Here is a 20,705-nt window from a genome sequence, read left to right as displayed (position 1 = left end):
ACACCGCGCGTCGCACGCATTCGCTGACTTGGCGTCGAAACGCGCCACACGCGCCCGGTGTGACGGGCGCGTGTGGTGGTCTGCGGGCTCAGGCCGCGGTCATGCCGCCATGGCGCAGGAGGGCGGCGATGTCCGGATCGCGTCCGCGGAACGCGCGGAAATTCTCGATCGCATCGCGGCTGCCGCCGCGCGCCAGGACCTCGTCGCGGAAGCGCGCGCCGGTCGCGGCCACGTCGTCGGGCGCTTCCTCGAACGCGGCGTAGGCATCCGCGCTCAGCACCTCGGCCCATTTGTAGCTGTAGTACCCGGCCGCGTAGCCGCCGGCGAAGATGTGGCTGAACTGGTAGGGGAACCGGTGCCAGGCCGGCGTGCGGTTGACCGCCACCTCGTCACGCACGCGCTCCAGCAGCTGCAGGGCATCGTCCCGGGCCGGATCGAAGCCGGCATGCAGCTGCATGTCGAACAGCGCGAACTCGATCTGGCGCAGCGTCTGCAGCCCGCTGTGGAAATTGCGCGCGGCCAGTATGCGGTCGAACAGCGCCCGCGGCAGCGGCTCGCCGGTGTCGACGTGGGCGGTCATCGCCTGCACCCGGTCCCATTCCCAACAGAAGTTCTCCATGAACTGGCTGGGCAGTTCCACCGCGTCCCATTCCACGCCGTTGATGCCGGCGATCGGCAGCTCGCCGATGGACGTCAGCAGCTGGTGCAGGCCGTGGCCCATCTCGTGGAACAGCGTGGTCACCTCGTCGTGGGTGAAGGTCGCCGGGCCGCCACCGGAGCCACGGCCGAAGTTGCAGACCAGGTAGACGATCGGCGTCTGCGTCCGATCGCCGTGCACCCGGCGATTGCGGCAGTCGTCCATCCACGCGCCGCCGCGCTTGCCCTCGCGGGCGTAGAGGTCGAGATAGAACTGGCCGACCAGCGCGCCGTCGGCATCGAGCAGCCGGTAGAAGCGCGCATCGGGGTGCCACAGCGGCGCGCTGTCGGGTTCGACCCGCAGGCCGTACAGCGCGTGGATCACGTCGAACAGGCCGGCCAGCACGCGGTCCTCGGTGAAGTAGCGCTTCACCTCTTGGGCCGAGTAGTCGTAGCGCGCCTGGCGCAGGCGGTCGCCGGCGAAGGCGATGTCCCAGGGCTGCAGCGTGTCGAGGCCGAGGGTGTCGCGGGCGAAGGCTTCGAGCTCCGCGCGGTCGCGCTCGGCATGCGGGCGGGCGCGTGCGGCGAGGTCGCGCAGGAACGTCAGCACCTCGTCCGGCGTACCGGCCATCTTGGTGGCCAGCGACAGGTCGGCGTAGCTCGCATGGCCCAGCAACGCGGCCTGCTCGGCGCGCAGCGCGAGGATGCGCGCGATCAGCGGGCCGTTGTCGAGTTCGGCGGGACCGGACTCCGAGGCGCGCAGGCCGTAGGCGCGGTACAGCGTTTCGCGCAGGTCGCGGTCCTCGGCGTAGGTCTGCACCGGCAGGTAGCAGGGCATCTGCAGGGTCAGCGTCCAGCCCGCGTGGCCGCGGGACTCGGACGCCGCGCGTGCGTTGGCGACGACGTCGGCCGGCAGGCCGGCCAGGCGCGCTTCGTCGTCGACCTGCAGCGAAAACGCATCGGTCGCATCCAGCACGTGTTCGGAGAACGTCGAGCCCAGCGTCGCCAGTTCCTGGCGGATCGCGGCGAAGCGGGCCTTGTCGGCATCGTCGAGCGCGGCGCCGCCGAGGCGGAAGTCGCGCAGCGCATGATCGACGACGCGCCGGCGCAGCGGATCCAGTCCCAGCGCGTCGGCCTCGTCGGCCAGCCGCTGGTACTGCGCGAACAGCGCCTGGTCCTGGCCGAGCGCGCTGAAGAACCCGGTCACCGCCGGCAGCGCCGCGTTGTAGGCCGCGCGCAGTTCGGGCGTGTTGACCACCGCATTGAGATGCGAGACCTGGTTCCAGGCCCGGCCGAGGCGCTCCGTCGCATCCTCCAGCGGCGCGATCACCCGCTCCCAGCCCACCGGCTGCGTCTGCCCGGCCACGGCCACCGCGGCCTGCGCTTCGGCGATCAGCGCATCGAGTGCGGGCTGGACGTGGACCGGTTCGATCGCATCGAAGCGGGGCAGGTCGGCGGTGTCGAGCAGGGGATTGGTCATGACGGGCGCAGGTGCGGAAGACGCGTCCGATTCTAGGGGCCCGGACCTGAGCGGCGCGTGGGGCGGCGGTGCGCGACAGGTGCCGTATCGTGGCGGCTCTTTCCGTGCGTGCGTGGGCCATGCATTCCATCGAAGTCGTGCTGGTGATGCTGCTGGCCGTGGTCGTCAGCGGCTATCTGACCCGCGTGCTGCAACGCTGGTTTCCGGTGCCGCTGCCGGTGGTGCAGATCGCGCTCGGCGCGACCATCGCCGGCGTGTTCGGCCAGGGCGTGGCGCTGGACCCGCATCTGTTCTTCGTGCTGTTCCTGCCGCCGCTGCTGTTCCTCGACGGCTGGCGGATTCCCAAGAGCGGCCTGTTCCGCGATCGTGGCCTGATCCTGCCGCTGGCGCTGGGCCTGGTGGTGTTCACCGTGATCGGCGCGGGCCTGCTGATCCACTGGCTGATCCCGGCAATGCCGCTGGCGGTCGCGTTCGCCCTGGCCGCGATCCTGTCGCCGACCGATCCCATCGCGGTGTCGTCGATCGCCGCGCGTGCGCCGATTCCGCCGCGGATGATGCACATCCTCGAAGGCGAATCGCTGCTCAACGACGCCTCGGGCCTGGTGTGCTTCCGCTTCGCGGTGGCCGCGGCGATGACCGGCAGTTTTTCGCTGGTAACTGCGTCGTTGACCTTCCTGTGGGTCGCACTGGCGGGCGTGGCGATCGGCGTCGCGGTGACGGTGGCGATCAACCGCGGCCATGCCCTGGTGTCGCGCGTCTTCGGCGAGGAAGCCGGCACGCCGATCCTGATCAGCCTGCTGACGCCGTTCGGCGCCTACCTGCTGGCCGAACAGGTCGCCGCGTCGGGGATCCTGGCCGCGGTCGCGGCCGGCATCACGATGAGCTACGTCGAATTCAGCGGCCGCGCGCTGGCCACGACGCGCGTTCAGCGCGCCGCGGTCTGGGACACGGTGCAGTTCTCGCTCAACGGCATCATCTTCGTCCTGCTGGGCGAGCAGCTGCCGTGGATCGTCGAACGCGCCGCGACCACCGTGCGCGAAGCCGGCCACGTCACGCCCTGGTGGCTGGCGGTCTACGTGCTGGCGATCTACGCCGCGCTGTTCGCACTGCGCTTCGCCTGGGTGTGGGTGTCGCTGCACATCGGCCTGTACCGGCGGCACGCCCGGCGCCTGCCCGAATGGCGACTGGTCGCGGCGATGTCGCTGGCCGGCGTCCGCGGCGCGATCACGCTGGCCGGCGTGCTCACGCTGCCGCTGCTGCTCGCCGACGGCAGCCCGTTCCCGGCGCGCGATCTGGCGATCTTCCTGGCGGCCGCGGTGATCGTGGTCTCGCTGCTGCTGGGCAGCGTGGTCCTGCCCCGCCTGCTGCGCGGCCTGACCCTGCCGGTGGAAGACGAACCCGACCTGGAAACCGACCGCGCCCGCCACGCCGGCGCCGTTGCTGCCGTGGCTGCAGTCGAGCGCGCCCAGCACGCGTTGCCTGCCGCCCAGGCCGACCCCGACCTCTACGCCAGCGCCGCGGTGCGGGTGATGGCGCTGTACCAGGAACGTCTGCGCCGCGGCACCAGCGGCGTCGTCGACGCGACCGAACTGCGCCGCGCGGACAGCGCCGAGCGTGCCCTGCGGCTGGCGGCGGTCGCGGCCGAGCGCGACTGCATCTATGGGCTTGTGCGGCAGCGTGAGATTTCAGACGAAGTCGCACGGCGGCTGGTGCGGGATCTGGATCTGCTGGAGGCGCGGTATCGGTAAGTGGGCGGCGCTTTTGTATTGCGTTGTTCTGGCGAGGCAGCTTCTGCTTCCGATGTTTCCGTTCCTTCTGCCGCTTTAGCCGGTGCTCCGTTTTTTGGTTGTCCCAGCTTCCTGTCGCTCGCGTTTTTGCGGTGGCTTTCGACAAGCCTGTTGTCGTTGTCGTTGTCGTTGTCGTTGTCGTTGTCGTTGTCGTTGTCGTAGCAGTGGCAGTGGCAGTGCAGTGCAGTCGCAGTTGCGGTCGCCTTTGCTCCCGCTGTCGCATTGGCTCTTGCTCTGGCTTTCAGCCTTTGACGTATCGAGCCGTAAAGCGAGCCGAGCATCGCAGGGGGGGCGGGGCCGGAGAGCAGCCCATGTCTGAGCGCAGCGAGTTTGGGCTGCGTGCCCCGTCGCCCGAGAAGCGCAGGGGCCCGATGCGGCTTCATCGCATCGGATCGCGTCCGGCGACGGCGTTTTTGCTTACTTTTGGCAAGACAAAAGTAAGCCGCGCGACAGCGCGGAAGCCCTGTCCTTGGCAAGGACGCTGATCGCGCCCAACAGCGAACACCTCGCGCGGATTCCGATTCCGATTCCAATTCCAATTCCGATTCCGGATCTGGATTGGATTGGATTTAAAGCCGAATCAAGAAAAGAGCGGTGGATCAATTGCACGGCTTTCGCACGCTGACGCGTGCGAGTTCCTTTTTGACCGGCCAAAAAGGAACCAAAAAGCCCGTTCGCCGGACGCGATCCGGCACGGCTGCGCCGCGCCGGTGCCCTGCGCGCCTCGCCTGACGCGGCACGCAGCCCAAACTCGCTTCGCTCAGACATGGGCTGCTCTTCGGCCCCGCCGCCCTGCGATGCTCGGCTCGCTTTACGGCTCGGTAGATCAAACGCTGACAGCCAAAGCCAAAGCCAAAGCCAAAGCCAAAGCCAAGGAAGGCCGAAGCCGAGGACGTCCAAGGCCGAAGCCGAACCCACAGCTCGTCATTCCCGCGCAGGCGGGAATCCAGAGACTTCGAGATTCGGAGGCGCAAGGTCCCTGGATTCCCGCCTGCGCGGGAATGACGGCGAAAGGGCCAGCTGTCGACACAGAATCCAACGCGAACGCCAACCGCAACCACCAACCACCAACCGCAAACCGCAAACGCAACGTCGAACGCGCGACGTCACGCCTACGCGCAACCACCAACCCTCGCGTCATGCCACCCGATCACCACACCCGCTCAGGGCGCCGTCAACCGCTCCAACTGCTCGAGCATCGCAAACGCCGACGCCCGCGATCCGCCGCACATGTCCATCGACGGCCGCAATGACCCGCACACCGCCGGCCGGTCCGGATGGCCGAACAGCCGACAGCGCAGATCCGCATCGAGTTGCACGCAAGCCACGCCCGCCGGTTTGCCGTGCGGCATGCCCGGAATCGGCGAGGTGATCGACGGGGCGATGCAGCAGGCCGCGCAGCCGGCGCGGCAGGCCGGAGTGGACGCAGTCATCGCGATGGCCGACTCAGTCGGCCGTCACCAGTGTGGACGTGCGCAGCAGCAGGGCGGCGTAGACGGCATCGGTTTCGGGGCGTTCGCCGTACCACAGCGCGAAACTCTCGGCGGCCTGTTCGACCAGCATGCCCAGGCCGTCGACGGTCTGGCGCACGCCATGCGCACGTGCCCAGGCGAGGAAGGGAACCGCGGCTTCGCCGTAGCTCAGATCGACGGCCACCGTGCGCATGCCCACCAGGGAGCGCGGCAGGTCCGGGACCACGCCGGCGCGGCCGGCCGAGGTCGCGTTGACGATCAGGTCGAACTCGCCCATCTCGCCCAGCTGTTCGAGATAGCGCGGATGCACGCGCGCCGGATCGCCGAGCGCGTCGGCCAGTGCGTCGGTGCGGGTGGACGTGCGGTTGACCACGGTCAGGCCGTCGACGCCCGCGTCGAGCAGGGCGGGCGCGACGCCGCGCGCTGCGCCGCCGGCGCCGATCAGCAGGGTGCGACGGCCGCGCAGGTCGAGGCCCTGGCGGTCGGTGAGGTCACGCACGAGGCCGGTGCCGTCGGTGTTCTCGCCGTGCCAGCCGTCGCCCTCGCGGACCAGGGTATTGACCGCGCCCGCGCGCCGGGCGCGATCGCTGGCGGTGTTGGCCAGCGCGAACGCAGCCTCCTTCAGCGGCAGCGTCACGTTGGCACCCGTGCCACCGGCTGCGGCAAAGGCCTGCAGCGCCGCCTCGAAGCCCTCGGGCGCGGCGTCGATCGCCGTGTAGTCGACCGGGCGGTCGAGCTGCTGGCCGAACGCGGCGTGAATCCGCGGGGACAGCGAGTGGGCGACGGGGTGTCCGAACACGGCGAGGCGGGTGGCATGGGTCATGGCGTCTCCAGAAGGGCGCGCGGAGCGGGGATCGCCGCAGTCTAGCGGCGGCGCCGCGAAGGCGGGCACGCGAAAACCGGGGCCTGAGCCGCTCGGTTCGGGGCGATCTGTCAAAAATCTGGCGCCGGACTGTGCCGAGTGCGTCAGAAAGTTGTATATAACGTCACATCGTGTCGGTTGTGGGGCGGTCGACACGACAGGGAGCCGCGGCGGTCCGGCAGTCCGGGCGTCGTGCGCACGTGGTCTGGCAGATTCCAATTCGGGGAACCCTCCGCATGTCTCGCATTCGTAAGGTCGGCGCGGTGTCCGCGTTGCTCGGTCTCGCTGTTGTCGCGGTCGCAAGTACCGCACTTCCTTCCCGTGTGCCGGCCGTCCAGGCCGCGGTCGATTCGGCCAAGGCCGGGGTCGGATCGCTGTTCGGCGCCGCGCCGGCCGAAGTCGCGCTCGCAGCCGGTCCGCCCGGCACGCCGGGCACGGCGACCGCGGTGGCGGCGTCGGATCCCACGCCCGAGCGCTACATCGTGGTGTTCGAGGAACCCGCACTGGCGACCTACCAGGGTGAGGTCAGCGGCCTGGCCGCGCCCGCGCGCCGCGCCGATGCGCGCGGCAAGCTGCGCCTGGACGTGAAAAGCGCCAGCGCCCGCAGCTACGTCGCCTACCTGCAGCGCCGCCAGGCGGATCTTGAAGGCGCGATCGCGCTGCGCACCGGGCGCCCGCTGGATGTCGAGCGGCGCATGCAGCACGCGATCAACGGCGTCGTCGTCGAGCTCACCGCGGCCGAAGCGGCGCGGGTCGAGCAGATGCCCGACGTGCGTCTGGTCGAGGCCTATCGCGAATACGCGCTGGATACCGATACCGGCCCGGCGCTGATCGGCGCCCCCGCGGTCTGGAACGGCGAGTGGGCCGGCGCGACCGGCGACTTCAAGGGCGAGGGCGTGGTGTTCGGCATCATCGACACCGGCATCAACTTCGGCGCGCCCTCGTTCGCGGCCGTGGATCCGGTGGACAGCTACCAGCACGTCAATCCGCTGGGCAGCGGCACCTATCTGGGCACCTGCGCGGCCGGCGGCGTGGATGCCGGGCGCTGCAACGACAAGCTGATCGGCGGTTACGACTTCGTCTGCGACGCGCCGACCTTCGCCTGCGGCCAGCCGAACATCCGCGAGGAACCCGGCTTCGGCGACACCAACACCCACGGCAGCCATGTCGCCTCGACGGTCGCGGGCAACTACCGCGATGTGCTGTTCCGCGGCAGCCCGCGGCGCATCTCGGGCGTGGCCCCGCGCGGCAACATCGTCGCGTTCGACGCCTGCTACACCAATACCGCGACCGGCCAGGGCTCGTGCCCGAACACCGCCACTGTCGCCTCGATCAACCAGGCCGTGGCCGACGGCGTCGTCGACGTCCTCAACTATTCGATCGGCGGCGGTGCCACGCCGTGGACCGAGGCGGTCTCGCTGGCGTTTCTCAATGCCAGCAACGCCGGCATCTTCGTCGCGGCCTCGGCCGGCAACAGCGGCCCGGGTCCGAACACGATGGGCCACCTGCAGCCGTGGGTGTCGTCGACGGCGGCGTCCCAGCACGGCCGCGGCGCCTTCGCATTCGCGCTCAACGTCAGCGGGCCGCAGCCGGTGCCCGAGCCGCTGGCTCCGTTGCTGCTGATCGAAGGCGGCAGCGGCGTGCCGCTGACGACCTCGATCCCGGCGACCACGCCCCTGCGCGTCAGCCCGCGGATCGATGCCGCCGACGACGCCTGTACGGCGTTCCCGGCCGGCACCTTCCAGGGCGCCATCGCGCTGGTCCGTCGCGGCACCTGCTCGTTCACGATCAAGGTCAACAGCGCCAGCGCCGCCGGCGCGATCGCGGTGATCATCGCCGACAACCAGCCGGGTGCACTGACGCCGTCGGTGCCCGACACCTCGGTGCCGGCGTTCGGCGTGCCGCAGGTCGAAGGCAACCAGCTGCGCGACTTCCTGCTCGCCCATGCCGATGCCACCGCCGGCATCGCCTATCCGCCACTGGCACTGCCGAATGTGGTCGACGCGCTGGCGTCGTTCAGTTCGCGCGGACCGGCCGGCAGCTTCGATCTGGTCAAGCCGGACGTCACCGCGCCCGGTGTCAGCATCCTCGCGGTCACCGCCGGCACCACGATCAGCGGGTTCGAGGACGCGCTGGGCCTGCTCAACGGCACCTCGATGGCGTCGCCGCACCAGGCAGGCGCGGCCGGGCTGATCCGTCAGGCGCGTCCGACGTGGTCGGTGCCGGAGATCAAGTCCGCGCTGGCCCTGACCTCGAAGACGCTGGTGTACCGCGAAGACACGGTCACGCCGGGCACGCCGTTCGACCGCGGAAGCGGCCGCATCCGGGTCGACCAGGCGATCAATGCGGGTCTGGTGATGCACGAGACCGGCGCCAACTACCTGGCGGCGAATCCGGCTGCGGGCGGTGACGTGTCGGCGCTCAACCAGCCCAGCCTGGCGAAGCGCAACTGCTATGCCGGCTGCACCTTCGTACGCACCTTCCGCAATCCGCACGCGGCGGCCTCGAACTGGCGCATCCGCTTCACCGGCGTCAACGCGACCGCGGTCCCGGCGACCCTGAAGGTGCCCGCGGGCGGCACGGCGACGGTGCGCATCACCGTCAACAGCCGCGACGTCGCGGCCGACGGCAACTGGCGCTTCGGCGAGATGGTGCTCGAGTCGAGCGGCGCCATTCTCGGGCCGCAGCGCACGCCGCTGGTGCTGCCGATCGCGATCGCGGTCCAGCCGCCGGTGGTGCAGTTGCCGGCGTCGATCGGGCTGGCGCTGCAGGCCGGACGTTCCGGCACGGCGCTGGGTTCGGTCGGCAATGCCGGCGGCTCGCCGCTGGTCTACAGCGTCGCCAACACCGGCGCAGGCGCGTTGAAGGTCGAAGACCGGCTGCGCGGCGCGGTCAGCAACGGCTTCCGCAGCGTGTACCGCACCGATGCCGGCACGCCGGTGGCGCAGTTCGCGGCCGAGGACTTCGTGCTGCAGGGCGAAACGCGTCTGACCTCGCTGTTCAACGAAGGCTTCGCAGTCGGCGGCACCTCGACCAGCACCAGCCTCGGCTGGGCGATCTATCCGGACGTGGGCGGCCTGCCCGCCGGCAATCCGGTGACCGCGCCCGATGCCGCGGTGTGGCGTTACGCCTCCGCGCTCAACGGACCGGGCGTCACGGCGGCGGGGACCAACTACGGTCTGAACCTGGTCGCGGCAAACCAGAACGTGGTGCTGCCGGCCGGCCGTTACTGGCTGGTGACCTATGCTCGCGGCCCGTACGCCTCGGGCTGGGCCTGGTTCGCGACCGCCGAGGGCGACGGCCGCTTCGCCACGCTGTCCATCGCCAGCACCGGCGTGGGCGCATGGGCCGCCACCACCTCGTTCGGCGGTCTGTCGACGCGGATCCTGGGTGAGGTGAGCTGCGGCGCGCCGTGGCTGGGCGCGGTCACACCGCCGTCGGGCACGGTGCAGCCCGGTGCCAGCCAGGCCAACCGCCTGGCGCTCAGCGCGGCCGGCCTGCCGGCGGGTCGCCATGTCGGCCACCTCTGCGTGACCAGCAACGATCCGGTCACACCGAAGGCGGCGACGCCGGTGGTGCTGACGGTCAACTGACCGCGCGCGTCACCCACGAAAACGCCCGGGCATGCCCGGGCGTTTTTTTTTGCGTATCCGTGCGGCCGCGCGGTGCGGAACTCAGGCGCGCGCGTGCAGCCAGCGCGCCGCATCGAGTGCGAAGTAGGTCAGCACGCCATCGGCGCCGGCGCGCTTGAAACCGAGCAGGGCTTCGAGTGCGCACCTGCGCTCGTCCAGCCAGCCGTTGGCGGCGGCGGCCTTCAACATCGCGTACTCGCCGCTGACCTGGTAGGCGAACACCGGCACGCCGAATTCGTCCTTCGCGCGGCGCACGATGTCGAGGTAGGGCATGCCCGGCTTGACCATCACCATGTCCGCGCCTTCGTCGAGATCCTGCGCGATCTCGCGCATCGCCTCGTCCGAGTTGCCCGGGTCCATCTGGTAGGTCGACTTGTCGGCCTTGCCGAGCGCGCCGGATGACCCCACCGCGTCGCGGAACGGGCCGTAGAACGCGCTGGCGTACTTGGCCGCGTAGCTGAGGATGCGCGTGTGCACGTGGCCGTCGGTCTCGAGCGCCTCGCGGATCGCGCCGATGCGTCCGTCCATCATGTCGCTGGGCGCCACCACGTCGGCGCCGGCGCGCGCGTGGCTCAGGGCTTGCTGCACCAGCGCGTCGACGGTGATGTCGTTGACCACATAGCCGTCGGCATCGGTGATGCCGTCCTGGCCGTGCGAGGTATAGGGGTCGAGCGCGACGTCGGTGATGACGCCGAGCTCCGGGAAGCGCGACTTCAGGGCGCGGATCGCGCGCTGGCACAGGCCGTCGTCGTCCCAGGCAGCAATGGCATCGAGCGACTTGGCTTCGGGCGCGGTAACCGGGAACAGCGCGAGTGCCGGAATGCGCAGTTCGCTCGCGGTCTCGGCGACGCGCAGGAGTTCGTCGATCGACAGGCGCTCGACGCCGGGCATCGACGGAATGGCGACGCGGCCATCGGCCTCGTGCACGAAGACCGGATAGATCAGGTCGTCGGCGGTCAGCGTGGCTTCGCGCATCAGCCGGCGCGAGAAGTCGTCGCGGCGCATCCGCCGCATGCGGGTATCGAGTCGGGTCATGGCGCGGATTCTACGCGGGCGCCGGCAGACGGCCGTGCGACGCGGGGTCGCAGGAGCTGCCTGGACGATGCCGGAGCGGATGCGGGTGACCAGAGTCCGGGGCCTGGCCGCACCGGCCGGTCGGCCAGGATCAGCGGGCCAGGTCTGCGCGCGAGCGCGCGCGCAGAAGGTGCTGCGAGATCGCCCGGATGCTGCGGGCGCGGCCCCGCTCGCGATGCTGCCTGTGGCACCACAGCCGGTGCGCCCGTCGGGACCTGTCGGCACATGCGCGCGCTCACGGAGCCCGCACGGCAATTGCAGGGTGTGGGCGCGACCTTGGTCGCGAAGCTTGATGCGCGCCGGCGCGCCGAGACCGGCACGCCGCCGTCCCGGTCGCAATGCGACTGCACGGAATGCCCCGCGCAGGCGCTGCCGTCCGGCCTCAGCCGGCGTCGTGCACGCCGTCGATCTCCAGCGCCAGCTCGCGGCGGCAGATCGCCGCGTGCAGCACCACGCGCGGCACGCGGTCGCCGAAGCGGGCGTCCAAGGCGTCGGCGACGATCGGCAGGTCCTCGGCGTCGCGGACGTAGACCTTGAGCCGCGAGCCGGGGCCGAATTCGGCCGGCAGGTCGGGATGACGCTGGCGTGCGGACGCGATCAGGGCATCGAAGTTGGCGAAGGTCTCGTCGAGCTGGGCCAGCAGCTCGCCTTCGTGCTGCGAGGCATGGCCGACGACGCTGGCGGTGCCCGAGAGCATCAGCGGCATCGCGCTGCCGGCGGGCGGCAGCATGGCGCGGGCGAAACTCGGCGACTGCGGGCCGTACTCGCGCGGGTACTGGTAGGCGCTGACCTGACGCGGATTCTCGACCGGCGTGCCCGGCACGCGCGCGGCCAGCCAGTACACCTGGATCGTGCGCGCATCGTCGCAGCGGCCGATCGCGGTCGCGGCCGGCAGGTTCGAGGTGTCGAAGCGGCCCAGCCCCCGCGCACGGCCCACGCAGAACTGGCGGTAGCGCTCGGTGTCGCCGTCGCCGTGGGTGATCGCGTCGAGGTAGTTCCAGATCCGCAGCAGGTGCGGATAGTCGCTGCCTTCGATGAAGCGCGACATCTGGCGATACGCGTGCTCGGCAGCCAGCAGGATGCCGCTGTGGTCGCCGTCGCCGGTGTGGCCTTCCGGCTCGTCGACCTCGATCGCGCCGAACAGCAGCTCGCCGTCGCAGGACCAGGCGATCTCGCCATCGCGACCCGCGTGCACCGGCGCCTGCGCATGCCAGACCTCGAGCGGCGCCGCGCCGTGCGGCTGCAGCGGCACGCGCAGGTAGCGCGGATCGTCGACGTGCGGCGCATCGCTGCCGAAGCCGAGCACGGCCAGCACATCGTCGCCCGCGAGCAGGGCCGCGGGCGCGGCGTCGACGTATTCGACGCGCAGGCGCGGTGCGCCCGGCGGCACGCCGAGGGGGTGGGGACGACTCATGGATTGCCCTCGTGCAGCGTGTCGCCGCTGAAACGCGCGCCGACCTGGCGGCGCCGCGCGAACCAGCCGCGCAGCGCGCTCGGCGCGATCGCGATCGCATTGACCGCATAGACCAGACGGAACAGCCGCAGGCGCTTGATCACCGCGCGGTTGTCGAAGACATCGCCGGCCAGCATCGAGATGACGGCCTGTTCGAGCTGCCAGTCGTTGCGCGGCGCGGCAAACAGCCGTTGCATCACCGGCGTGGTGAAGCGATGGATGAACCAGCTGAAGTGCTTGAGACCGCGGCGCAGGCGGCGGCTCATCGCGCGCTGCAGCTGCGCCTCGCGCGCGGGCTCGCGCAGCGCACCGTCGACCACCGACGCTGCATGCTCGGCGCTGTTCATCGCCAGATACACGCCGGACGAGAACACCGGGTCGATGAAGGCATAGGCATCGCCCGCCATCACCCAGCCCGGGCCGCTCATCTGCGTGCAGGCATAGGAATAGTTGCCGGTGGCGTGCACCGGCGCGATGCGCTCGGCCTGCTGCATGCGGCTGGCCACCGACGGTGTCTGCAGCAGCGTCTGCATGAGGAAGTCCTCGTTGGACCGCCCGGCATTGCCGTCGCTGCGGCGCTGCTTCAGGTATTCGGGGAAGCACACCGCGCCGATGCTCATGACGTCGTCGGGCAGCGGGATCAGCCAGTACCAGCCGTGGGCGAAGCGATCGACGGTGATGTTTCCGGCGTCGTCGCCCTCGCGGCGCTGCACGCCGCGGAAGTGGCTGAAGATCGCCGCCGACTGGTGCTGCGCGCTCTTGCGCTTCAGCTTCAGACGGTTGCCGACGAAGGTGTCGCGGCCGCTGGCATCGACCAGATAGCGCATCTTCACCTGCAGCGCGCTGCCGTCGGCGGCGCGTGCGGTGGCGCCCACGGGCCGGCCGCCGGCGTCGTGTTCGAGCGATTCCACCCGCACCTGCATCCGCGCATCGACGCCGTTGGCGCGCGCGTTCTCGAACAGCAGCGCGTCGAATTCCGAGCGGCGCACCTGGAAGGCGTAGCCGAACTTCGGATCGAGCGCGCGTTCGAACCGGAACACGTGGGTGGTGTCGTCCGCATCGTGCACCGGGAAGTCGGCGCCGAGCTTGAGCACGCCGATCGCGCGCACCTGCTCCAGCACGCCCAGGCGTTCGAGGATCGGCAGGTTCATCGGCAACAGCGATTCGCCGATGTGGAAACGCGGATGGGCGTCCTTCTCCAGCAGCAGCACGGAGCGGCCCTGGCGGGCCAGCAGGGTGGCCGCGGTGGTGCCGGCCGGACCGCCGCCGATCACCAGAACGTCGACTTCGAGGCTGGCCGGATCGGGGCTGGCGGCGGCAGGTGCGGTGCAACTCATCCGGTCATCGTCGTGCTGTACGGGCAGGCGCGCATCATAAACGGAAGCATTCCGTGCGTCCGGCGGGCGAATGCGTGCTTGCGCAGGCCGGGCCGATGCCGGATCGTGACAGCCCTGCCACGTCCACGGAATTCCGCAATGTCCGCCCAAACCGATGCCGAGCACGCGCTCGCCGAACTGCTGGTCGAAAGTCTGAACCTGGAGGACACCCAGGCAGGCGACATCGATCCCGAGGCGCCGCTGTTCAATGCCGGACTCGGCCTCGATTCGATCGATGCACTGGAGCTGGCGCTGGCGATCAGCAAGCGCTACGGCTTCCAGCTGCGTTCGGACAACGACGAGAACCGTCAGATCTTCGCCTCGCTGCGCGCGCTGTCGGCGCATATCGAACAGCACCGCACCACTTGATCCTGCTGCTGCAACTGCTGCTGGCGCTGGCCTACGCCGCGCTGGCCCACCTCGCCAGCCTGTGGCAGAGCGATGCCTGCGCGCTGGGTGCGCTGGGCGTGCTGATCGCGATGATGCTCGTCGAACCGCTGCTGGGGCGGCGGCTGTGGGCCTGGCTCACGCTGCCGCTGGCCTGCTGGGGCGCCTGGGCGCTGTACACGGCCGGGCACGCGGCATTGCCCCTGCTGCTGGTGCCGGTGGTGTTCGTGCTGGCGATCGCGTGGATCTTCGCGCGCACGCTGCGCGCCGGTTCCGAGCCACTGATCACCCGGATCGTCGCCGGCATCGAGGGCGGCACGCCGGCTTCGATCGAGCCCGAGCTGCGCCAGTACACCCGCACCCTGACCGCGGCCTGGGCCGTGGCGCTGACCGGTATGGCCGGCGCCAACCTGCTGCTGGCGATGCTGGCCAGTCCTGCGGGGCTGCTGGAAAGCGTCGGCGTGGCCTCGCCGTTGCCGATCACCTGGGAGCAGTGGTCCTGGTGCGCCAACCTGCTCAACTACGGCGTGATCGGCGGGTTCTTCCTGATCGAGTTCGCGGTGCGCAAGCGGCGTTTTCCCGGGCGCTACCACAGTTTTTTCGATTTCCTGCGCAAGCTGGCCGGACTCGGGCCGATGTTCTGGCGTGACCTGCTGCGCTGATGCGCGCCAGTCGACCCGTCTTCACACGCAGCAAACGCTATCCTATGTCCGAGATGGAATACCGACAGACCCGTGCCGACGCCGTAGCGCCCGCCATCGCCGAGATGTCACGGCGGGTGCTGAACGTGCTCGAATTCGCATTCACCCTGGCCTGGACGGCCTGGTGGATCAGCGTGGCGCTGCTGCGCCAGACCCTGACCGGACGGCGCGATCTCGCGCTGGACATGGCGCGCACGCACTGGGCGCCGGGACTGGTCGGCCCCGCCGGCGGATTGACGGTGGAGGGCGCGGAATCGATCGACTGGTCGCGGCCGTACCTGATCGTCGCCAACCACGAATCGCTGCTCGACATCTGCGTGCTGTTCATGGCCGTGCCGGTGCCGCTGCGTTTCCTGCTGAAGGAAGAAATGCGCCGCGTGCCGCTGCTGTGCGGCTACGCGCGTGCGACCGGCATGCTGTTCATCACCCGCGACGATCGCCGCGCCGGTCCGCAGCTGCGGCGCCAGGTCGCCGGCGTGCTGCGCGAGGACCAGTCGCTGTGCCTGTTCCCCGAAGGCACGCGCACCCGTGACGGGCGTCTGGGCGAGTTCAAGTCCGGCTCGTTCCAGGCGGCGATCGATGCCGGCGTCGAAGTGCTGCCGATCGCGCTGCACGGCACCGGCGCGGTGCTGCCGGCCCGTGGCTTCTTCCGCGTGAGCCGCGGCCCGATGCGGGCCACGGTGGGGCGTCCGCTCGCGGTGGCCGACCGCGTCGGCGCGGCCGGTCGCCAGGCGCTCGCACGCGAGGCGCAGGACGCCGTCGCGGCGATGCTGGGGCGGTCGTCCCGTCCATGAGCCGGTGTACGTTCGTCGTCCCGGGCACGCATCCGTGCCTGCCGGGACATTTTCCCGGTCGGCCGCTGGTGCCGGGCGTGGTGATCCTGGATCACGTGGTCGCAGCGATCGAAGCCGAACACGGGCCGCTGGGCGCGCTGCGCCTGCCGCAGGTCAAGTTCGTGCAGCCGCTGGCCCCCGACGAGACCGCCGAGATCGCGCTGGACGCGACGCCCGTCGATGCCGGCACGCGCTGGCGTTTCCGCGTGGAACGCGACGGCGTCCTGCTGGCCAGCGGTGATGTCGTGGCGGGCAACGCGGCATGAGCGCCGGCTGGAAGGCGCGCCGCGAAGGCGGCGGCCGCTTCGCCCTGACCGTGATGCGCGCCTTCGCCACTTATTGCGGACGTGCGCCGACGCGCCTGCTGCTGTATCCGGTGACGCTGTACTTCATGCTGCGCCGGGGTGCCGAGCGGCGCGATTCGCGCGCGTATCTGAGCCGGGTGTTCGGACGTCCGGCGACGCTGCTCGAGGTCGGGCGCCACTTCCACACCTTCGCCTCGACCATCCTCGACCGGCTGTTCCTGCTCAGCGAGAACACCCGCCGTTTCGACGTGCGCACCACGGGCCTGGACACGCTGCACCGGCATCTCGACGCCGGCCGCGGCGTGCTGCTGTACGGCTCGCATCTGGGCAGCTTCGAAGTGCTGCGCGTGCTGTCGCGGCAGCGCAAGGAATATGCGATCCGGGTGGTGCTGGACAAGGCCCACGGCAAGGCGATCACCGAGCTGCTGGATACCTTGAATCCCGAGATCGCCGCGACGGTGATCGACGCCAGCCAGGACGGCCCCTCGGTCGCGCTGGCGATCGGCGCGGCGCTGGACGAGGGCGCGATGGTCGCGCTGCTGGTCGACCGCAGCCAGGAAGGCGGCCCGACCCAGAGCGTGCCCTTCCTCGGCGCGCCGGCGGAATTCCCGGTCGCGCCGTGGCTGCTGGCTGCGGTGCTCAAGGTGCCGGTGATGCTGGCCTTCGGGCTGTACCGTGGTGGCCGCCGCTACGACCTGATGTTCGAACCCTTCAGCGAAGGCGTCGCGCTGTCGCGACGCGAGCGCCAGGCCGGCGTCACCGCGCTCATCCGGGGTTATGCGGAGCGGCTCGAACATCACGTCCGCAGTGCCCCCTACAACTGGTTCAACTTCTATGACTTCTGGAAACGCGACGACGATGTGCCGCCCGCGGCCGCGCGCCTGCCTGCTGCTGACGACACTGCTGCTGACGCTTCCGGTCTGGGCCGCTCCGCAGGCCGCTGAGCCTTCGCAGGCGCGTCCTGCGCCGCGCGCCGACCAGTCGCGCGATCGTGTGCCGCCACCGGTCGCCGCGCGTGGCCGCGAGGTCGACGCCGACTGGATCCTGCACCGGCTGACCCGGCCGCCGCCGCAGTCCACGCCATTCCTGGAACTGCGCCTCTCGGCGACCCTGCGCCGGCCGCTGGTGGTGTCGGGCGAATACCGCCGGCCGGACGCCGACACCCTGGTGCGCGAGGTCCGCGTGCCGTACGCCGAAACCACGACGATCCGCGATGGCGAAGCCGTCGTCGCGCGCGCCGGCCGTTCGCCGCGCACCGCCTCGCTGGCCCGCGTGCCGGAGCTCGCCGCGCTGCAGGGCAGCTTCGGCGCGCTGCTGTCGGGCGACCGCACCCTGCTCGAAACGCATTACGCGATCGAAGCCGACGGCGTGCCCGCCGACTGGACGATGACGCTCACCCCGCGCGATGCGCGCACGGCCACGCGCATCGCCGCGGTGGTGCTGCGCGGCCGCGACGACGAGCTGCGCTGCATCGAGACCCGCCCCAAGCAGGGCGATCCGCAGCCCACGTTGCTGGGCGGCGCGGCCAGCGGCGCCGGTGAACTCGCCTCCCTCGACGACGCCCTGCGCGCCTGCCGCGACGTGCCGCGTTGATCCGTGACGCGCTGCTGCAGCGTCCCGGCCTGCGCCTGGCGCTGGCCGTCGCCTGGCTGGTCGTGCTGCTGCTGGCCGGCTGGCTGATCGCGGCGCGCCTGGAATTCAGCGGTGACCTGCGCCGGTTCCTGCCCGACGCGCGCACGCCGGAGCAGAAGCTGCTGATCGACGAACTGGGCGAAGGCCCGGGGTCGCGCCTGTTGCTGCTTGCGGTCTCGGGCGATGCGCCCGAGGTGCTGGCCGACCAGTCCCATGCGCTGCACGCGGCGCTCGCGTCGGACGATCGCTTCACGGTCGTCGCCAATGGCGCCGATGCCGATCTGTCGGCATTTCCCGCCGAACTGCTGCCCTACCGCTATCTGCTGACGCCGTCGTTCGACGAGACGCCGCTCGACGCCGATGCGCTGCGCGATGCCTTCGATGCGCGGCTGCAGGACCTCGGCTCGCCGGCGGCCGGGCTGGTCGAGCCGCTGCTGCCCTCGGACCCGACGCTGGAAACCCTGGTGCTGGCCGAAGGCTGGGCGCCGGCCGCGGCGCCGCAGCGGCTGTTCGACGTCTGGTTCGACCGTGCCGGCGAACGCGCCCTGCTGCTGGTCGAAACCCGCGCGGCGGGCTTCGATCCGACCGGGCAGCTGGACGCCGTCGACACGATCCGCGGCGCCTTCGACGCTGCGCGCGGCGACAGTGCGGCCACCCTGCAGATGACCGGACCCGGCGCGTTCTCGGTCGACATCGGCGGTCGCACGCGGCGCGAGGCGCAGCGGATCGGCCTGGCCGACACCATCGGCCTGGTGATCCTGCTGCTGCTGGCCTACCGCAGCTGGAAGATGCCGCTGCTCGGCGCGCTGCCGCTGGCCAGCGCCGGCATCGCCGGCCTCGGCGCGGTCGCGCTGCTGTTTCCCGGCGGCGTGCACGGCATCACCATCGCGTTCGGGTTCACCCTGATCGGCGTGGTGCAGGATTACCCGATCCACTTCTTCAGCCACCAGCGCGCCGGCCTGTCGCCGTGGAAGAATGTGCGCGGGCTGTGGCCGGCGCTGTCGACCGGTGTGATCGCGACCTGCATTGCCTACGCGACGTTCCTGTTCTCCGGTGTCGACGGCCTGCGCCAGCTGGCGGTGTTCACTGTCGCCGCGCTGGCCGTGGCCGCGTTGGTCACGCGCTACCTGCTGCCGGGCCTGGTCGATCCGGCGCCGCCCGACATCGCCGATTCGCCGCGCCTGCAGCGCCTCTGGCACCGGATCGAAGCGCTGCCGCGTCCGAAGTGGTCGCTGGCCGTGCTGGCCGCGGCCAGCGTCGCGGCGATCGCCTTCGCGCCCGGCCCGACCTGGCAGAACGACCTGTCCAAGCTGACGCCGGTCGATGCGGACGCGATGGCGCTGGACACCGAACTGCGCGCCGAACTGGGCGCGCCCGACGTGCGTTACGTGCTGGTGGCGCAGGGCACGGCGCCCGACGCGGTGCTGGCGGCGACCTCGGCGCTGCGTCCGGCGCTCGACGCCCGCGTCGCCGACGGTCGCCTCGACGGCTACGACATGGCCGCACGCTACCTGCCCGATGCCGACGTCCAGCGCGCCCGCCAGGCCGCGCTGCCGGACACGCCGACCCTGCGCGCGCTGCTCGACGAGGTGCTGGTCGATTCGCCGTTCCTGCCGGAGGCGTTCGCGCCGTTCCTCGCCGACGTCGAACGCGCGCGCACCGCGCCGCCGCTCACGCTGGCGGACCTGCAGGGCTCGCCGCTCGCGAGCGCGGTCTCGGGCCTGCTGCTGGTGCATCCGGATCGCGCCACCGCCCTGGTGTCGCTGAGCGGCCTCGACGATCCGGCCGATCTGGTCGCGTTGGCCGCGCAGACACAGGCGCCCGGCGCCGAGTTGCGCCTGCTCGACATGAAGGATGCGTCCGAATCGCTGGTGATCGAATACCGCGGCCGCGTGCTCGCGGCGATGGCGCTCGCCCTGGTGCTGCTGGTGGCCACGGTGTGGATCGCGTTGCGCCAGCCGCGACGCGTGTGGCGCGTGCTGCTGCCGACGCTGCTGACATTGCTGGTGATCGTCGCGGTGCTGCGCCTGGCCGGGGTCGAACTCACGCTGTTCCACCTCGTCGCGCTGATCCTCGCCGCGGGCCTTGGGCTCGACTACGCGCTGTTCTTCGAACATGCCGGCGACGACCGCGCCGACCAGATCCGCACGCTGCACGCGATCATCGTCTGCAGCCTGATGACGCTGCTGGTCTTCAGCCTGCTCGCGCTGTCGTCGATCCCGGTGCTGCGCGCGATCGGCAGCACGGTCGCGCTCGGCGTGGTCTGCAACTTCGTGCTGTCGTTGCTGGTCGCACGCCACCGCGCCGCGATCGACGCGGCCCGCGCCGAACCGGCGCCGATCGCATGAGCCACGTCGATCGCGCCACGATCATGGCGATGATTCCGCACCAGGGTGCGATGTGCCTGTGGGATGCGGTCACCGCCTGGGACGACGCGCAGGTGATCCTGCGCAGCGCCTCCCACCGGGACCCGGCCAATCCCCTGCGCAGTGATGGCCGCCTGCGCGCGCTGCATCTGTGCGAATACGGCGCCCAGGCGATGGCCGTGCACGGTGGCCTGCGCGCCCGCGACAGCGGCGCCCCGGTGCGTCCGGGCATGCTGGTCGCCTTGCGCGGCGTGCAGCTGCATGCCGCCCGCATCGACGATCTGGCAGGCGATCTCGTCTGCACTGCCGAAGTGCTGGTGGAGTCGGAGGACAGCCAGCAGTACGCATTCCGCATCGAGTGCGATGGCGTGGTGTTGGCGGAAGGTCGGGCGGCGGTGATGTTGGGGGCGGCGTAAGTAGGGACGCGCTGCGTTTCGTGCGGCGTGGCTGGCGTTGAGAAGGTGCTTTCGGCGCTCCAGTTGTAGCGTTGCTTCATTGCCCTCGCTTCTGCACCTGCACCTGCACCTGCACCTGCGTTCATTTTTCCTCCGTTTCTTCGCCGTCGCTTTGGCTTTTGCTGTGGCCTTGGCTTGGCTTGGCTTTGCTTTGCTCTGGCTTTCAGCCTTTGACGTATCGAGCCGTAAAGCGAGCCGAGCATCGCAGGGCGTCGGGGCCGAAGAGCAGCCCATGTCTGAGCGCAGCGAGTTTG

The 20,705-nt window shown here is 70.6% G+C and carries 17 protein-coding genes; 11 read left to right on the top strand and 6 right to left on the bottom strand.

Going from position 1 to position 20,705, the window contains the following annotated elements:
• Positions 1 to 88: 88 nt before the first annotated feature.
• A complete protein-coding gene (locus AC3A5K_RS11935) occupies positions 89 to 2,116 on the bottom strand; it encodes a M3 family metallopeptidase (RefSeq protein ID WP_487617760.1) in 2,028 nt (675 codons plus the stop codon).
• Positions 2,117 to 2,235: 119 nt separating this feature from the next.
• Between AC3A5K_RS11935 and AC3A5K_RS11930 the strand changes: the two genes are divergently transcribed.
• Positions 2,236 to 3,864: a Na+/H+ antiporter gene (locus tag AC3A5K_RS11930; RefSeq protein WP_487617759.1), complete on the top strand. Its 1,629-nt coding sequence runs from the start codon at positions 2,236 to 2,238 to the stop codon at positions 3,862 to 3,864.
• 1,202 nt (positions 3,865 to 5,066) lie between these two features.
• On the opposite strand, the gene AC3A5K_RS11925 is transcribed toward AC3A5K_RS11930, so the two are convergent.
• Together AC3A5K_RS11925 and aroE are read right to left on the bottom strand one after the other, a co-directional pair.
• A complete protein-coding gene (locus tag AC3A5K_RS11925) occupies positions 5,067 to 5,336 on the bottom strand; it encodes a YkgJ family cysteine cluster protein (RefSeq protein WP_487617758.1) in 270 nt (89 codons plus the stop codon).
• Between the two features lie 13 nt (positions 5,337 to 5,349).
• Complete coding sequence (gene aroE, locus AC3A5K_RS11920) at positions 5,350 to 6,198, bottom strand: shikimate dehydrogenase (protein ID WP_487617757.1); 849 nt, start codon at positions 6,196 to 6,198, stop codon at positions 5,350 to 5,352.
• A gap of 275 nt (positions 6,199 to 6,473) precedes the next feature.
• Between aroE and AC3A5K_RS11915 the strand changes: the two genes are divergently transcribed.
• Entirely contained in the window at positions 6,474 to 9,830 is a 3,357-nt protein-coding gene (locus AC3A5K_RS11915; RefSeq protein ID WP_487617756.1) for a S8 family serine peptidase, read from the top strand.
• Positions 9,831 to 9,911: 81 nt separating this feature from the next.
• Here AC3A5K_RS11915 and hemB read toward each other — a convergent pair whose 3' ends face one another.
• The 3 genes from hemB to AC3A5K_RS11900 all read right to left on the bottom strand — a co-directional run bounded on the left by hemB (position 9,912) and on the right by AC3A5K_RS11900 (position 13,733).
• Positions 9,912 to 10,904, bottom strand: coding sequence for a porphobilinogen synthase (gene hemB / locus AC3A5K_RS11910; protein ID WP_487617755.1), 993 nt, complete (start codon positions 10,902 to 10,904; stop codon positions 9,912 to 9,914).
• Between the two features lie 421 nt (positions 10,905 to 11,325).
• A complete protein-coding gene (locus AC3A5K_RS11905; protein WP_487617754.1) occupies positions 11,326 to 12,357 on the bottom strand; it encodes a chorismate transformation FkbO/Hyg5 family protein in 1,032 nt (343 codons plus the stop codon).
• Positions 12,354 to 13,733, bottom strand: coding sequence for an NAD(P)/FAD-dependent oxidoreductase (locus AC3A5K_RS11900; protein ID WP_487617753.1), 1,380 nt, complete (start codon positions 13,731 to 13,733; stop codon positions 12,354 to 12,356). The genes AC3A5K_RS11905 and AC3A5K_RS11900 overlap by 4 nt, the downstream gene beginning before the upstream one ends.
• A gap of 138 nt (positions 13,734 to 13,871) precedes the next feature.
• On the opposite strand from AC3A5K_RS11900, the gene AC3A5K_RS11895 reads away from it, so the two are divergent.
• The 9 genes from AC3A5K_RS11895 to AC3A5K_RS11855 all read left to right on the top strand — a co-directional run.
• Positions 13,872 to 14,141: a phosphopantetheine-binding protein gene (locus tag AC3A5K_RS11895; RefSeq protein ID WP_487617752.1), complete on the top strand. Its 270-nt coding sequence runs from the start codon at positions 13,872 to 13,874 to the stop codon at positions 14,139 to 14,141.
• Positions 14,138 to 14,821: a COG4648 family protein gene (locus tag AC3A5K_RS11890; RefSeq protein WP_487617751.1), complete on the top strand. Its 684-nt coding sequence runs from the start codon at positions 14,138 to 14,140 to the stop codon at positions 14,819 to 14,821. The genes AC3A5K_RS11895 and AC3A5K_RS11890 overlap by 4 nt, the downstream gene beginning before the upstream one ends.
• 104 nt (positions 14,822 to 14,925) lie before the next feature.
• Positions 14,926 to 15,654: a lysophospholipid acyltransferase family protein gene (locus AC3A5K_RS11885; RefSeq protein ID WP_487618203.1), complete on the top strand. Its 729-nt coding sequence runs from the start codon at positions 14,926 to 14,928 to the stop codon at positions 15,652 to 15,654.
• Positions 15,651 to 15,959 (top strand): ApeI family dehydratase, encoded by a 309-nt coding sequence (locus AC3A5K_RS11880; protein ID WP_487617750.1) that lies wholly within the window; start codon positions 15,651 to 15,653, stop codon positions 15,957 to 15,959. The genes AC3A5K_RS11885 and AC3A5K_RS11880 overlap by 4 nt, the downstream gene beginning before the upstream one ends.
• Positions 15,956 to 16,942, top strand: coding sequence for a lysophospholipid acyltransferase family protein (locus tag AC3A5K_RS11875; protein WP_487617749.1), 987 nt, complete (start codon positions 15,956 to 15,958; stop codon positions 16,940 to 16,942). The genes AC3A5K_RS11880 and AC3A5K_RS11875 overlap by 4 nt, the downstream gene beginning before the upstream one ends.
• Positions 16,857 to 17,591: a LolA-related protein gene (locus tag AC3A5K_RS11870; RefSeq protein WP_487617748.1), complete on the top strand. Its 735-nt coding sequence runs from the start codon at positions 16,857 to 16,859 to the stop codon at positions 17,589 to 17,591. Before AC3A5K_RS11875 ends, AC3A5K_RS11870 begins: the two co-directional genes overlap by 86 nt.
• The gene (locus AC3A5K_RS11865; RefSeq protein ID WP_487617747.1) at positions 17,588 to 19,978 is read left to right on the top strand and encodes an MMPL family transporter; all 2,391 of its coding nucleotides are present in this window, start codon (positions 17,588 to 17,590) and stop codon (positions 19,976 to 19,978) included. Before AC3A5K_RS11870 ends, AC3A5K_RS11865 begins: the two co-directional genes overlap by 4 nt.
• Complete coding sequence (locus AC3A5K_RS11860; protein WP_487617746.1) at positions 19,975 to 20,412, top strand: hotdog family protein; 438 nt, start codon at positions 19,975 to 19,977, stop codon at positions 20,410 to 20,412. Before AC3A5K_RS11865 ends, AC3A5K_RS11860 begins: the two co-directional genes overlap by 4 nt.
• Before the next feature lie 79 nt (positions 20,413 to 20,491).
• On the top strand, positions 20,492 to 20,705 hold a 214-nt coding region (locus AC3A5K_RS11855), incomplete at its 3' end, for a hypothetical protein (protein ID WP_487617745.1).

This window comes from Luteimonas sp. Soil_C_5, assembly GCF_057656615.1.
Note: the sequence above shows the minus strand (reverse complement) of the source record. Positions and strands in the feature narration are given on the sequence as shown.